Here is a 14,195-nt window from a genome sequence, read left to right on the forward strand (position 1 = left end):
CGGAGACGACGCGTGCCTTCTCAGCTGCAAGAGTTGCTTGAACCTTTACCCGGATGCGGTCCTGGTGGTCGACGGCGGCGGAGTCATAGCGGAGGCCAACAGTAAGGCCACGGAGCTTTTTGGGTACTCCAACGAGGAACTCGTCGGAATGCACGCCGGGCAGCTGGTGGCAGGCGGCGCGAGCACAGCAACGATCGCTGAAGCACTCACCGCTCAGCGCGGACGGTTTTCGCGAACCACGTCAGGCTCCGAACTCCTGGGCTGCCGCAAAGACGGGCGAGAGTTCCCCAGCGAGGTGTCCACATCGAAGCTGGAGTTCGACAGTCGGACGTACACGGTAGCCTCCGTCCGCGACATCACTCCCCTGCGCAAGGCTCAGGCCCAGCAGGAAGAAGCCGAACGGCTGTTTGCCCTGGGCATCGATCACTCACCCATCGGGATCGTCCTGACCGATACTGACGCTCGCCTCACACGCGTGAACCCTGCCGCGATGGCGCTGCTGGGCCGTCCCCCGAGTGAGCTCTTGGGTCACCGACTCACGGACTTCATACATCCTCCGACTGCTGACGAGTCGACGCTGTTCGAGCAGGCCGTGCGTGATGGTAACGTCCACCTCTGCAATGAACGCCGTTACCTCCGCCCTAACGGCGAAATCCTCTATGTAGAGCAGGTCGTCGTCCTCTTGCGTGATTCTGATGGTGAGCCTGACTCCTTCTACGTGCACCTGCAGGATGTCACCGGGCGCAAGAAGGCTGAGCAGGATCTCGAGCACCTGGCCATGCACGACCCCCTGACCGGGCTCGCCAATCGACGGCTCCTCGGTGAGCACCTCGACGGTTTCCTGGCGCGTGCCAAGCGTGCAGGCGAGCAGGTAGTGGTCATCTTCATCGACCTCGATCAGTTCAAGATCATCAACGACGCTCGCGGACACACTGTGGGTGACGCCATGCTCGTGGAGCTGTCGCGACGCTTGGGAGATCTGACGCGGCAGAGCGATGTGCTGGCTCGTTTCGGAGGGGACGAGTTCGTGATCGTTTGCGAAGACATGGACGACGAGGCCGCCCAGCGGCTCGTCACCCGCATTGCCTCAGCCGTGGACGAGCCCTTCCTGATCGACGGCGAAGAGATCTTTTCGAAGGTCAGCGTGGGCATCGCATTCTCCGAGCCGGGCGACACAGCAGAGTCCCTGCTTCGGAAGTCGGATACCGCAATGTACGAGGTGAAGGACTCCGGACGCCGCGAGGCAGCCATCTTCCACGATTCGATGCAGCAGAAAGCGTCACAGCGCATGGCGACGGAATCGCAGCTGCGAGGCGCTCTGCGGCGTGACGAACTCTGCCTGCGGTTCCAGCCGATCATCAATCTGAAGACGGACAGGCCGGCCGGGTTCGAAGCCCTTGTTCGCTGGGAGCACCCCGAGAGGGGACTCCTCTCACCTGCCGAGTTTCTGCCCGTCGCTCATGACAGCGGCCTGATCGTTGATATTGATAAATGGGTTCTCGAGCGCGCCGTGCGCCAGCTGCGGGACTGGGAGTCGAACCACCCCACTCTGCGCAGTCCCACCGTTGCAGTGAACCTCTCGACCCGCCATTTGAACGACCGCAGCTTCATCACACACACCCAGGAACTGCTGGCCGTCACCGGCATCGAGCCTCATCAGCTTCACTTTGAGATCACCGAGGTCGAAGAGATCTCCGACGTTGATCTGGCCATAGAGCACATGAACGAGGCGGCTGAGCTGGGGGTCTGCTTCGGCATCGACGATTTCGGATCCGGTCACTCCTCATTGCACTACCTGCATCGGCTGCCGGTGCAGACTCTGAAGCTGGACAAGTCCTTCGTCCAGGGGCTCGGCAACCACGACCCGCGTCCGGGCCTGATCGTGGGAGCCGTGATCGATCTCGCACACGCCCTGGGAATCGAAGTGGTCGGCGAGGGAGTTGAGACGAAGCCGCAGCTCGAGGAGCTGCAGCGCCTCGGCTGCGACATGGCCCAGGGGTTCCTATGGTCGAAGCCGATGGACCCCAGCGAGGGCCCGAAGTGGCTCGAGACGAACTGCGCGGGCTGAGTCCCGCAGACGACGTTTCATGCTGAGAGGGCAGACACTGTGACACGACTTCACCGGATGACGGGTGTGCTCATCGTCAGCACGACCGCGGCGATGGCCCTGTTCCTATGGTTCGTCCTCGCAGAAGCTCAGGCCTGGACTGCGGCTGAGCCGCGCGAGGCTCTCATCGGCGGTGAGCTTTCTGTGCTCTATAACCCTCAAGCACCGCAGCTGGGGTTCGTGCTCACGTCAGTGGTTCTGGTGCTGATGGTGGCTTCCGCCGTATCTCTGTTCGACCGACGAGCCACCAACCGCTCCCGTCGGTCCTCGGATGAAGTCACCACTCCCCTGGCGCCCAAAATTGTCATGGCCGAGACGCGCGGGGTCTTTCACGGCCCCGTGACCGTGACGGTGCTGATCCCCGCGCACAACGAGGAGACGCCGCTTCCGCACACGCTCTCATCATTGGCCTCGCAGTCTCATCTGCCCGCGCGGGTGGTCGTCGTGGCCGACAACTGCACTGATCGCACCGCTGAGGTCGCCCGCGAAGCAGGGGTCGAGGTCTTCGAGACTGTCGGGAACACCGAGAAGAAGGCCGGCGCACTGAACCAGGCACTCAAAGAGATCCTGCCCGTGCAGGGACCGAATGACGTGGTGATGGTGATGGACGCCGACACCTGGCTCGACGACGGGTTCCTCGACGCTGCCGTGCACAAGTTCACCGACGACCGGGCGCTGATGGCCGTCGGGGGGCTCTTCTACGGCGAGGAGGGTCACGGCCTGCTCGGGCAGTTCCAGCGGAACGAATACACCCGCTACGGCCGCCAGATCCGACGCCGCCGGGGACGCGTGTTCGTCCTGACGGGCACTGCCTCACTGTTCCGGCCCAAGGCGCTGCGCACGATCGCAGACCAGCGCGGAAACTCACTTCCGGGACGACACGGAGACGTGTACGACACCGCTGCCCTGACCGAGGACAACGAGCTCACCATCGCGATCAAGTCCCTGGGCGGCCTGATGATCTCGCCGGCCGAGTGCAGCGTGGTCACCGAACTGATGCCGAACCTGCGCCTTCTCTGGAGGCAGCGTCTGCGCTGGCAGCGCGGCGCCCTGGAGAACATCGGGGCCTACGGCATCAACCGTCAGACGTTCCGGTATTGGGCGCAGCAGCTGGGCATCGGCTACAGCGTCATCGCCCTGGGCACGTTCTTCCTCCTGATCTTCATCACGGTCCTCTCCGTCGACCGCTGGATCTGGTTCCCCTTCTGGCTCGGCATCGGTCTGCTGTTCGTCGTCGAACGGGTCGTCAGCGTGTGGCGGGGCGGCTGGCGGGCGCGGCTGCTGGCGGCCACACTCTTCCCCGAGCTGCTCTTCGACATGTTCCTGAACCTTGTGTACGTCAAAGGCGTCATCGACATCACCCTGGGCAAGAACGCGGCCTGGGGGAACACCACGGCAGAGACGCAGAGCCTCTCTCGCAGGCGCACGGACGAGTCGGCGGTGACAGCTGGTGCTTAGCCTCACTCTCACTCACGGCACGCAGCTGGGCGTCCTCTTTTCTCCGGCGCTGCTGCAGTCGGCATGGTTCCAAACCTTGGCAGGCTTCGTGGCCATCAATACGGTCATGTACGTCGCCCTGGCTGTGACGAAGATCCTGCCCAAGATCTACCTCAGCGATTGGCACGGAAGCCGACTCCGGCGCTCCGAAACACGCAGCATCCACCCGGACGGGTCAGCTCCGGCGAGCTTCAGAGACCCAGTTCGCTCAGCCCGGGGTGATCAGCAGGCCGTGGACCCTGCGGCCACCGGAACAGCCGGTCGTCCTCGCCGATCGCCTGATCATTGATGGACGCCATCCGAACCCGCATGAGCCCGTTCTCCGCGAACTCCCAGTTCTCGTTGCCGTGGGAGCGGAACCAGTCCCCCGCAGCGTCCTGCCACTCATAGGCGAACCGCACGGCCAGCCGGTTCCCCTCGTGGGCCCACAGCTCTTTGATGAGGCGATACTCCAGCTCGTGGCCCCACTTCACGATGAGGAAGTCGACGATGGCCGCGCGGCCGGTGATGAACAGGTCCCTGTTACGCCAGCTGCTGTCCTCGGTGTACGCCAGCGAGACCTTGTGCGGGTCCCGGGTGTTCCACGCGTCCTCCGCCGCGCGCACCTTCTGCGCAGCCGTCTCGCCGTCGAACGGGGGCAGCGGCGGACGGCTCTGCTCAGCACTCATCAGCCCAGCCTCTCAATGACTCGTCAGTGAGCCCAGCAGGAAGCTGCGCAGCTCGTGATACTTGGCGTCCTGCTCCACGGTCTCCGCGTCGCGGGGCCTGCCGAAGGGGACGGTGATGTCGTGGATGATCTCCGCATTGGGCCCTGAGCCCATCACCAGGATCCGGTCGGAGAGCAGCAGGGCCTCGTCCACATCGTGGGTGACCATGATGAACGTCCTCTTCTGCTGCTCGCACAGCCGAAGCAGCTGCAGCTGCAGCTCGTGGCGTGTCAGCGCATCCAGAGCCCCCAACGGCTCATCCAGCAGCATCACCTTCGGCTCCAGGGCGAAGGCCCGGGCGATCCCGACCCGCTGCTGCATGCCCCCGGAGAGTTGGGAGGGGCGCTGATCAGCGGCGTGGCTGAGGTTCACCAGGTCCAGATACTTGTCAGCCCGGTCCCGGAGCTCCTCTTTGCTGCTGGTGCTGCCGGGCTCGGTCTCCAGGGCGAAGACGACGTTCTGCCGGGCGGACATCCACGGCAGCAGCACGTGCTGCTGGAACACGATGCCCAGCTGGCGGCTCGGGGCGGTGATCGGCTCCCCCTCCAGGAGGATGGCGCCCTCGTCCACGGACTCCAGTCCGGCGAGCATCTTCAGAATCGTCGACTTCCCGCAGCCGGAGGGCCCAATGATGGTGATGAACTCACCCTCCTGGATGTCCACGTTCGTCTCCGCGACGATCCTCTGGAATCCCGTCTTGCGGTTCGGGAAGCCCTTGGTGATCCCGTCGATCTTCACCACCGGGGGTGCGGTCGTCGTCTCCTGCGGCATGGTCTGTGCTGTCATCTCAGTGTCTCCTTAGCGTCTCAGCCCTTGGGGACCAGTCGCTGCAGCTGCGCGATCGAGCGGTCCAGGATGAATCCCACCCCGCCGATGATCACGATGGCCACCACGATGCTGGGGGTGTTCAGGGCGTTCCATTCGTTCCATACGAAGTGGCCCATGCCGCGTCCGCCGACGATCATCTCGGCGGCGACGATCACCAGCCAGGCGGTGGACAGGGCGGTGCGCAGCCCGGTGACGATGCCGGGCAGCGTGGCGGGCAGCAGCACCTTGAAGGTGCTGGTCCTGGTGTCAGCTTCGAGGCTCTTGGCCAGGTCCAGGTAGAGCGGGTTGACGCGTCGGACTCCGTCGATGGTGGCGATGAGGATGGGCCACAGGGCGGCCATGAAGATCACGAAGATCGCCGTCATCTGGGAGTCCCGGAGCAGCGCCAGTCCCAGGGGCAGCCACGCCAGCGGGGAGACCGGCTTCAGCACCTGGATGAAGGGGTCCAGGCCGTCGTTGAACACCTGCGAGGTGCCCAGCAGCAGCCCCAGCGGTATGGCGACGAGCGCGGCGATGCCGAAGCCCAGAAGCACCCGTTGGATGGAGGCGAGCAGGTGGTAGAAGATGCCGACGTTGTTGGGCCCGTCCAGCAGGAACGCGTCCCCGAGCATCTCCAGGAGCCGGTCCCATGTGGCCGCCGGGGTGGGCGCCAGGCCGCCGTCGTCGAGCCCGGCGGTGCCCAGGTGCCACACGGCGATGAACGCGAAGAAGAACGCGAGGAACAGGCCCGTGGTGCGGACCCGATCCCGCGCTCGTTGGGCTCTGGCGCGGCGCTGCAGGGCCTCTGGGGCGCCCTGCTCGGCGGAGGATGGGGCGGCGGCGGTGGTCTCTGGTGCTTGGGTGCTCATACGTTCACCTGTTTGTGGGTCCAGGGCAGGGGGTCTGCCGGGTCGAATGTGCGGCCGATGATGGTTTCTGTCTCCCGTGGAGAGGTGTCAGCGCCGAGCTCCTCCAGAATGGGCACGGCGGTGTCCGGGTCCAGCACGTCGCGGACGGCCCTCTGGTAGTCCTCCGCTGAGTCGTAGCCCTCGGTGGGGGCGAGATCCCACCGCTGCAGCTGAGTGAGCGCCCAGATGGCGTAGCTCTCGTGGGGGTAGGGCTGGAACCCGATGCGGTCCTCCACCGTGTGCTCCTGGCCGGTGCCGTCCTCGTAGTTTCCGCTGAGCACCGCGTCCAGCACGGCCGGGTCCTGGCTGAGGAACGCCCGCCCGGCCATGGTTTCGGCGGCCAGGGACCGGTGGTCGGGCTGGTCGGTCCACATGGCTGAGTCGCCGATGGCGCGCAGCAGGGTCGCGTACGTGTTGGGGTTTGCGGCGGCGAATTCGTCGGCGACGGCGAAGCTGCAGCAGGGGTGCCCGTCCCACAGCTCCTTGGACAGGGTGTAGAGGTAGCCGGCGCCGATGGCCACCGCCCGCTGGTTGAAGGGGTCCGGGGCGAGGAAGCCGTCGATGTCTCCGACGTTGAGCGCGGCGACCATGTCCGAGGGGCGCATCACCTGGATTCCGACGTCGTAGTCCGGGTCGAGTCCGCCGAGGGCGAGGTAGTCGCGCAGCAGCAGATTGTGGCCCGAGTAGTCGAACGGGACCGCGAGGGTGAGCCCGTCGAAGTCTTCGGGGCCGTTGACCCGCCCTTCGTGCTGCAGGCCCAGTGTGATCGCCTGTCCGTTGGTGTTGGTGATGTAGGGCAGGCGGGTGGCGCGGTGGCCGGCGGCGAAGTTGTGGTGGATGCCCAGCGGCATGGGGATCAGCATCTGGGTGGCGTCGAGCTCCCCGGCGACGAATGCGATCCACAGCTCGCCCCAGCCGGTGTAGCGCTGCAGGGTGACGTTGAGGCCGTACTGCTCGAAGATGCCCATGGCTGCGGCGTTGATGATCGGCGAGGAGCAGGTGATCGGCACGAATCCGACGGTGACATTGCGCTGCTCGAGCTCTCCGGCCGGCTCCATGGCGGCGGCGAAGTCGATGCCCAGCGGGTTGGTCTCGGGGGTGCCGCCGGTGGGGTTGCACCCGGAGAGCAGCCCGGCGCCGAGCGCGCCTCCGCCCAGGCCGAGCAGGCTGCGGCGGGTGAGCCTGCCGGGGCGTCTGCTCTGCGCCGGCGAGTGCACGTGGGGGCGGTTCATGGTCACCACTGGTAGTCGAGGAATTTGCCGTCGAAGGTGACGACGACGCGGTCGCCGCCGGGGTGCTCGCGCCGACGGACGCTCATCTGGAAGTTGATGGCGGACATGATGCCGTCGCCGAACTCCTCATGGATGAGCTCCTTGATGGCCGGGCCGTAGACCATGAGCGCCTCATGGAACCGGTAGACGGTGGGGTCGGAGACGACGTCCTCCGTCAGCGCCGCCCGGTAGGGCTGCATCTGGAGGGCTTCTGCGGTGGAGTCGTCGAGGTCGAGGAGCTCTTGGACGACGTGTGACTGCTCTGCGGTCATGGGGTGGCTGCCGAGCAGGGCGGCGGTGCTCCACTCCTTGTCGACGCCGAGCTGCTCGGCGATCTGCGCCCAGCTCATCCCTGCGCGGTGCCGGGCCACACGCACCTGCTGGGCGGCTTCCTGCTTGCTCACAAATGGTTTCACAGCGACTGCCTCCTTGAAGGGTGAGAATTCCTCAGCCCGAGTGCATCCGGGCCGACGACTCCCTCGAATCTATGGAGAATTACCGCAGAACCCCAAGGCATTCTGCGCAGAGTTATCCGTCATTTTGCGCAGAAACATTATTGAAACATTGGTGTAGGCCGTGTGAAACATGCATCGCCTAGGATCAGCGGAGGATGCCATAGGACCCTCCTCATCCGACAAAGGAGCAGGACCACCATGAGCCCCGGTACCGCCGGACTCCTCCGACCCGTCATCGACGCCTCCCCCACTCCCATGTGGGTGATCGGCCCGGACGGTGCAGTCACTCTGGTCAATGAGGCGGCCGCCTCGGTGCTGGGATACAGCAGTGAGGGTCAGCTCATCGGCCGGTGCAGCCACGAGGCGCTGCATTCGCGGCGCCCTGACGGCTCCCCGTATCCGATCCATCAGTGCCCCATCATCACCACCTCCGGCACGGTGCACCGCAGCCACTCTGAGGATTTCGTGGACCGGCGCGGCCGGATGGTGCACGTGCGGTGGAGGATCACGCAGCTGCGCGACTCGGACCACCGGCTGCTGACCTTCACGCCGGACCCGGAAGGCGCCCCACGATGCCCGGGGTCGGCGTCCGTCGCCTTCGACGATCTTGTGGAGTACGTGCGCCAGGCCTGCTCCGACCCGCTGCTGACCCCCGAGCGCCTGGCCCGCCAGGCTGGGGTCTCGCTGCGCACCCTGCAGGCCGCCTTCCGTGAGCACCAGACCTCCCCCGCCCGGGAGATCCGCATGGCCCGGCTGCAGAAGGGGCGGGCGCTGCTTCAGGACGGCGCCGGGGTGACGGATGCGGCCTTCGCCTGCGGGTTCAGCGACCCGGCGACGTTCAGCCGCGCCTACCGACGGGCGTTCGGCTCCGCACCTGCGGGTGCCAAGCGGTCCGGCTCCTCACTGACGGGCTGAGGGCGCCACGTCCGCCCGGAGTGCGCTCAGCCGGTGGACTGGGTTTCGTAGCCGGTCGGCTGCCGTGAGGTCTGCCGGATGCTGCGGTAGACCGCCCAGCCGATCGATGCGACGGCCAGCAGGAGGAACGCTGCGGAGATGGGCCGGGTGAGGAACTCGCTGGGATCTCCGATCTGCAGGGCCCGCAGCATGGACTCCTCCAGGGTCCCGCCGAGGATGAGGCCCAGGATCACCGGAGGCAGCGGCACCGAGAGCTTGACGAGGATGTAGCCGATCACTCCGAAGACGAGCACCACCCACATGTCGAAGATGCGGTTGTTCAGCGCGAAGGCGCCCACTGCGGTCAGCACCAGCACACAGGGCACCAGGACGGCTTTGGGCACCATGGTGACCCGGGCCAGGAACGGCAGCAGCAGGGTCTGGATGATCAGCACTCCGACGGCGGCGATGATGATGGAGAGGTAGATCGAGTTCACCAGGACCGGCTCCCGGTCGAAGAGCCCGGGCCCGGGCGCGATGCCGTGGAGGATGAGCGCGCCCATCATGATCGCCTGGGCCACGTCGCCGGGGATTCCGAGGCTGATGGTGGGGATGAACGCTCCTCCGGCCACGGAAGAGTTGGAGGCCTCGGAGGCGACCACCCCGCCCGGGTGGCCTTTGCCGTAGCCGTCGGGGTCTCGCTTCTCGGCCTTCTTGGCACGGTCATAGCTGATGAAGTTCGCCGATTCTGCGCCGGCCGCGGGCAGGGTGCCGACGAAGGTGCCGATCATGGAGGATCGGCCTACGTTGCGCTTCTCCCGCCAAATGTCTTTGGCCACGGTGCGCACCGGCACTCGTATCTTGGCGATGTGCCCGGCTGCTGAGCGGGAGTCGATCCGCGATTCCTCCACGTTGATGAGCAGCTGGGAGATGGCGAAGAGTCCGATCAGCACCGGGATGACGTCCAGCCCGCCTGAGAGCTGGGGGTTGTCGAAGTTGAAGCGCAGCTGCCCGGTGGGGGCCACGCCCACCATCGCCACCAGCAGGCCCAGGCACCCGGCGATGAGCCCCTTGACCAGGTGCTTTCCGGACAGCCCTGCCACCAGGGTCAGTGCGAACAGGACCAGGGAGAAGATCTCCCAGGGGCCGAAGTTCAGGGTCAGCCGTCCGATCACCGGCCCGAGCAGGAAGAGCACGATGGCTCCGAGGATGGTGCCGATGACGCTGGCGGCGATGCCGATGCCCAGTGCTCGGGCGGGCTCGCCGTTCTTGGTCATGGGGAAGCCGTCGAAGATGGTCACCACCGACGACGGTGTGCCGGGTATGCCCAGCAGGGTTCCGGCGATCAGGCCGCCGGAGAGGCCGCCGATGTAGATGCCGATCATCAGCGCCAGCCCTTGGACCGGGCCCATGGCAAAGGTGAAGGGGAAGGCCAGCACCAGCGCCATCGTGAACGTGAACCCCGGGATGGAGCCGGCCACGATGCCGAAGAAGACGCCGAAGAAGATGGTCAGCAGCACCATCGGCTGGGCCAGCTCGCCGGCGGCCTCAAGAATGTTGGCGATATCCATGTGTCTCCCCTAGGGCAGGAACGTGCGCAGGGCGGTTTCGAAGAGCCAGGACAGCCCGAAGGGCAGCCCCACGGCCAGCAGGAGCGCGGCGATGAGGATGCCGCGGGTGCGCTCGCGGATCAGCAGGGCGAATGAGCCCAGCAGGAAGATGATCGATGCCAGGACGAATCCCAGTGCGTCCATCAGTGCGATGTAGGCGCCGATGGCGGCCAGCAGGGCCGGCACCCGCCAGTGGAGGCGGAGGAAGCCTGCGATCCCGGTGAACCGCACGGCGTCCTCCGCCTTGGTGAAGCTGCGGATGAGCATGAGCACCGCCAGGGCGAACAGGGCGGCCAGGAGGACCCGCGGCATGAACGCCGGCCCCACGGCTGCGCCCCCGGACGCCGGCGGAAGCTGCCCGGACTCTGTCCAGAAGGCGGCCACCAGCACCATCAGCACCAGGGCGAATACTCGGTCTGCCACGTCGGCTCAGAACTCCTGCATCTGGTCGGACAGCCCTGCCATGGCCTCGTCGAGCTCGTCGAGGTGCGCCTGGTAGTCCTCCGGGCCGAGGTAGTCGGAGTAGGAGCCGAGGTTCTCGACGTCCTCTTGGAACTCGGGGTTGTTCACGGCGGTCTCGATGGCCTCGGCGATGATCTCGATGTGCTCCTCCGGGGTGCCTTCGGGGGCGAAGAAGCCGCGGTCGACCGTGAGCTCATAGTCCACGCCCTGCTCGGCCACAGTGGGCAGGTCCGGAAGGTTCTCGTCGCGCTCCTCGGCGACGATGCCCAGGGGCATGAGGTCGCCGTCTTCGATGTAGCCCTCGGCGGAGGCGTAGTCGCCGGTCATGCCGTCGATCTCCCCGGCGACGAGCCCGGCGTACTGCGGGCCGGTGCCGTCGTAGTCGACATAGTTGAGGATGCCGGTGTCCAGGCCCGCGGCGTCGAGGACGGCGGCGATGGAGTAGTGGTCCTCGGAGCCGGTGGTGAAGCCCCAGTTCACGGTGTTGGGGTTGGCCTCCACGTGGTCGAGGAAGTCCTGGAGGTCCTCGATGCCGTGCTCCTCGGCGAAGTCCGCGGAGACTGAGGGCAGGTGCGGGGTGACGGTTCCCAGGGCGATGGGGTCGAAGGCGTCGAAGCCGTAGTCGACGATGTCGTTGTGGTACGCCGCGGCAACCACCTGGTGCGATCCAAGGATGGTGTAGCCGTCCGGGTCGGAGTCCATGACCTGGCGGGATCCCACGGTGGCGGAGGCGCCCTCGACGTTGGAAGGGGTGATGGTCACCGGGAGCTCTTCGGAGGCATACTCGGCCATGAGGCGGAAGAGCACGTCGGAGCCTCCTCCGGGCGGGTAGGGGATGACCATTTCGATGTCGCTGGAAGGGAAGTCCTCCTCCGGCTCGCCGGCGGATGCGGCTCCTCCGTCGCCGCAGGCTGAGACGACCAGCCCGGTGATGGCGGCAGCTGAGAGCAGGGGTGCTGTCTTCTTCATCGGTTCTTCTCCTCGTTCGATTCGGGTGCGAACTCTGTCGGTGTGCGGTGTGAGGGCTCGGGGGTGACCAGGCTGGGGGCCCGGCGTGTGAAGCCGGCCGCCCCGGAGCCTTGGAGGGCCCGGGCCAGCGAGTCGTTGCGGGTGGAGACGATGTGCTCCTCCAGGGCCGCCTGGGCTGCTGCGTAGTCGCCGACCAGCAGGGCCTCGAGGATCTTCAGGTGGTCGCGGGCCGATGAGACGAGCTGCTCGAGGGCGATGTAGCCGTACATGCGCAGGGCACGGATGCGGTCGTTGATGTGGCTGAGCACGTCCACCAGGGCGGGCTCGCCGGAGGCGGCGAGGATCTCGCGGTGGAACTCCTCATCCCAGGCCGTCAGCCAGGGCTCGGCGGCCGGCGGTTCGGCGACGACCTGCTCCCACCGGGCCTGCTGGCGCTGCAGGCGCGCACGGTCGTACTCGCCTCGGCCTTCGGCCACCCGGCGGATGCCCTGCAGCTCGATGGCCACGCGGGCTTCGTAGAGGCCGCTGATGGTCTCGGCGCTGGGCAGCACCAGGCCGAAGCCGTCCGGGTGCCGCTGCAGCAGCCCCTCGGCGGAGAGCCGTCCCACGGCCTCCCGCACGGGGGTCCGGGAGACGCCGAAGTGCGCGGCGACGGTCTTTTCGGTCATACGGTCCCAGGGGTAGACGCTGCCGGCGCGGATGTCTTCGCGCAGCCCGTAGTAGACCTTGTCGGCTGCGGAGCCTCCGGTGCCGGGAGCGGCGATATCGACGTTATGCCCATCTGTGGACATTGATGTATACATAGGTGAAGACACTAAGGATTGCGTGTTACAGCCACGTATCTTGGATCGTTCCAAATGGTTAAAGAAGCGTCCCGCCTGCACAAACAATGTGCTGAAATTCAGCATTCAACAGTTGCCCCCGCTCTGTGAGGAGAGCCATGAGCCACCGCCCCGTCCTTCAGCCCGGCACCGGACCCATTCCCGGTGAGCACTACCTGTCCACCTCGCCGGACACCGCCCAGTGGGGGTGGCTTCCCACCTCCGCCACAGACCCGGTTCTCGAGGTCTCCTCAGGCGCCTCGGTGACCGTCGACACGCTCTCGCACGAGGGGATCCTTCCGGATCAGGGACAGGACCCGGAGCGCTTCTTCGGCCAGTACGAGGTGCAGGAGGTCCTGCAGGATGCGGTGGACGTCGCCGCCCGCGCCGAACGCGCCGGCGAGGCCCCGGGGCCTCATGTGGTGACCGGTCCGATCCGTGTGGAGGGCGCGAAGCCGGGCGACCTGCTGCGGGTGGACATCCAGGAGCTGACCCCGCGGGTCCCGTACGGGGTGATCAGCAACAGGCATGGGCTGGGCGCGCTGCCGGGCGAGTACCCCCAGGGTGAGGGCAATGTGAGCCTCTTCAGCTGGACCGGTGACCACGAGGGCGTGGAGCACGGGTTCCTGGATGCGGGCGAGGGCCGGACGGTCCGGTTTCCGCTGTCCCCGTTCATGGGCATGATGGGCACCGCCCCGACAGCGGCGGAGCCCCTGCGGACCCAGCCGCCGGGCGAGTTCGGCGGCAATATGGACATCAAGCACACGGTGGTGGGCACCACGGTCTACCTTCCGGTGCTCACCGAGGGGGCGCTGTTCTTCACCGGGGACCCGCACTTCGCCCAGGGCAACGGGGAGGTCGCCCTGACCGCCCTGGAGGCCTCACTGCGGGCGACGATGCGCCTGAGCGTGATCCCCGGCGAGCGCCGCGGTGAGACGGTGGGCGGTGCGGTGGGGCCGGTGATCGAGACCCCGACCCATTGGATCCCGTCAGGGATGGACGAGGATCTGAATCTGGCGATGCAGAATGCGACGCGCAGCGCGATCGAGTTTCTCCACCAGCGGATGGGGGTGCCTCAACAGGTGGCGATGGCGTACCTGTCGGCGGGCGCGGACTTCGAGGTCAGTCAGGTGGTGGACGGCGTGAAGGGCATCCACTGCATGATCCGCAAGGCGGACTGGTCGGCCTGGGTGTAGTGGGTCAGCCCGTGCGTCAGAGAGTGAAGGCGGTGGTGAGCCATTCGTGCATCACTTCGTGGTGCCAGCTGCCCCACCATGTGGCGGCCAGAAGCATCATCATGATCAGCCCCATGCCCGCCTTCGACCAGGCGGCCTTGGGGCGGGGGAAGAATACGATGCCGATGATCATGGTGACCATGAACGTAGAGCCCGTGTCCGCCAGGGAGATCACCCCGAGGATGTAGCTTGCCATGACGACGGTCAGCGCCAGCCCGCTCCCCAGGGGCACGCCCTCGTGGCGCAGCACCGGCCACAGGAGGAGACCGGCCAGGAAGGGGCCGAAGATGACCAGGCCCGCGGGCTCCTGAGCCACACTGAGCAGCCAGGCCGCGCGCTCGCCGGCGCCCTGCAGGAATGAGGTGTAGAGGGCCCAGGTCTCACCCAGGCCGAAGAACAGCACCTCGAAGACGACCCACATCATGGTGGCGGCGATGACTGGGAACAGCATG

Annotated in this window: 14 protein-coding genes; 4 read left to right on the forward strand and 10 right to left on the reverse strand. The window is 66.5% G+C overall.

What is annotated here, in order from left to right:
• Positions 1-37 precede the first annotated feature (37 nt).
• Both FS388_RS02620 and FS388_RS02625 read left to right on the forward strand, forming a co-directional pair.
• Positions 38-2,068 carry a bifunctional diguanylate cyclase/phosphodiesterase gene (locus tag FS388_RS02620; protein ID WP_168198570.1) on the forward strand — a complete coding sequence of 677 codons (2,031 nt, stop codon included), beginning with the start codon at positions 38-40 and terminating at the stop codon, positions 2,066-2,068.
• 39 nt (positions 2,069-2,107) lie between these two features.
• Positions 2,108-3,565: a glycosyltransferase gene (locus tag FS388_RS02625; protein ID WP_246836273.1), complete on the forward strand. Its 1,458-nt coding sequence runs from the start codon at positions 2,108-2,110 to the stop codon at positions 3,563-3,565.
• Between the two features lie 230 nt (positions 3,566-3,795).
• Here the strand turns inward: FS388_RS02625 and FS388_RS02635 are convergent, their stop codons facing one another.
• From FS388_RS02635 to cynS, 5 genes are read right to left on the reverse strand one after another with little or no spacing between them, the layout of a single operon-like run.
• The gene (locus tag FS388_RS02635; protein WP_146339421.1) at positions 3,796-4,272 is read right to left on the reverse strand and encodes a nuclear transport factor 2 family protein; all 477 of its coding nucleotides are present in this window, start codon (positions 4,270-4,272) and stop codon (positions 3,796-3,798) included.
• 12 nt (positions 4,273-4,284) lie between these two features.
• Complete coding sequence (locus FS388_RS02640; RefSeq protein ID WP_210410224.1) at positions 4,285-5,097, reverse strand: ABC transporter ATP-binding protein; 813 nt, start codon at positions 5,095-5,097, stop codon at positions 4,285-4,287.
• 20 nt (positions 5,098-5,117) lie between these two features.
• Positions 5,118-5,987 carry an ABC transporter permease gene (locus tag FS388_RS02645; protein WP_146339423.1) on the reverse strand — a complete coding sequence of 290 codons (870 nt, stop codon included), beginning with the start codon at positions 5,985-5,987 and terminating at the stop codon, positions 5,118-5,120.
• Positions 5,984-7,258: an ABC transporter substrate-binding protein gene (locus FS388_RS02650; RefSeq protein ID WP_246836335.1), complete on the reverse strand. Its 1,275-nt coding sequence runs from the start codon at positions 7,256-7,258 to the stop codon at positions 5,984-5,986. Before FS388_RS02650 ends, FS388_RS02645 begins: the two co-directional genes overlap by 4 nt.
• Before the next feature lie 2 nt (positions 7,259-7,260).
• Positions 7,261-7,713: a cyanase gene (cynS, locus tag FS388_RS02655; RefSeq protein WP_146339427.1), complete on the reverse strand. Its 453-nt coding sequence runs from the start codon at positions 7,711-7,713 to the stop codon at positions 7,261-7,263.
• 237 nt (positions 7,714-7,950) lie between these two features.
• On the opposite strand from cynS, the gene FS388_RS02660 reads away from it, so the two are divergent.
• The gene (locus tag FS388_RS02660; RefSeq protein WP_146339429.1) at positions 7,951-8,667 is read left to right on the forward strand and encodes a helix-turn-helix domain-containing protein; all 717 of its coding nucleotides are present in this window, start codon (positions 7,951-7,953) and stop codon (positions 8,665-8,667) included.
• A 26-nt stretch (positions 8,668-8,693) separates the two neighbouring features.
• On the opposite strand, the gene FS388_RS02665 is transcribed toward FS388_RS02660, so the two are convergent.
• The 4 genes from FS388_RS02665 to FS388_RS02680 are packed head-to-tail and all read right to left on the reverse strand — an operon-like array spanning position 8,694 to position 12,490.
• The gene (locus FS388_RS02665; RefSeq protein WP_146339431.1) at positions 8,694-10,217 is read right to left on the reverse strand and encodes a tripartite tricarboxylate transporter permease; all 1,524 of its coding nucleotides are present in this window, start codon (positions 10,215-10,217) and stop codon (positions 8,694-8,696) included.
• A gap of 9 nt (positions 10,218-10,226) precedes the next feature.
• Positions 10,227-10,679 carry a tripartite tricarboxylate transporter TctB family protein gene (locus FS388_RS02670; RefSeq protein WP_146339433.1) on the reverse strand — a complete coding sequence of 151 codons (453 nt, stop codon included), beginning with the start codon at positions 10,677-10,679 and terminating at the stop codon, positions 10,227-10,229.
• 6 nt (positions 10,680-10,685) lie between these two features.
• The gene (locus FS388_RS02675; protein ID WP_146339435.1) at positions 10,686-11,687 is read right to left on the reverse strand and encodes a tripartite tricarboxylate transporter substrate binding protein; all 1,002 of its coding nucleotides are present in this window, start codon (positions 11,685-11,687) and stop codon (positions 10,686-10,688) included.
• Entirely contained in the window at positions 11,684-12,490 is an 807-nt protein-coding gene (locus FS388_RS02680; protein ID WP_168198571.1) for a GntR family transcriptional regulator, read from the reverse strand. Before FS388_RS02680 ends, FS388_RS02675 begins: the two co-directional genes overlap by 4 nt.
• A gap of 137 nt (positions 12,491-12,627) precedes the next feature.
• Here FS388_RS02680 and FS388_RS02685 point away from each other — a divergent pair, with 137 nt between their 5' ends.
• Complete coding sequence (locus FS388_RS02685) at positions 12,628-13,704, forward strand: acetamidase/formamidase family protein (RefSeq protein WP_146339439.1); 1,077 nt, start codon at positions 12,628-12,630, stop codon at positions 13,702-13,704.
• 16 nt (positions 13,705-13,720) lie between these two features.
• Here the strand turns inward: FS388_RS02685 and FS388_RS02690 are convergent, their stop codons facing one another.
• Positions 13,721-14,194: a hypothetical protein gene (locus FS388_RS02690; RefSeq protein ID WP_146339441.1), complete on the reverse strand. Its 474-nt coding sequence runs from the start codon at positions 14,192-14,194 to the stop codon at positions 13,721-13,723.
• Between the last annotated feature and the right edge of the window lies 1 nt (position 14,195).

It is taken from the genome of Nesterenkonia sp. NBAIMH1 (assembly GCF_007922635.1).
Taxonomy (GTDB): domain Bacteria; phylum Actinomycetota; class Actinomycetes; order Actinomycetales; family Micrococcaceae; genus Nesterenkonia; species Nesterenkonia pannonica.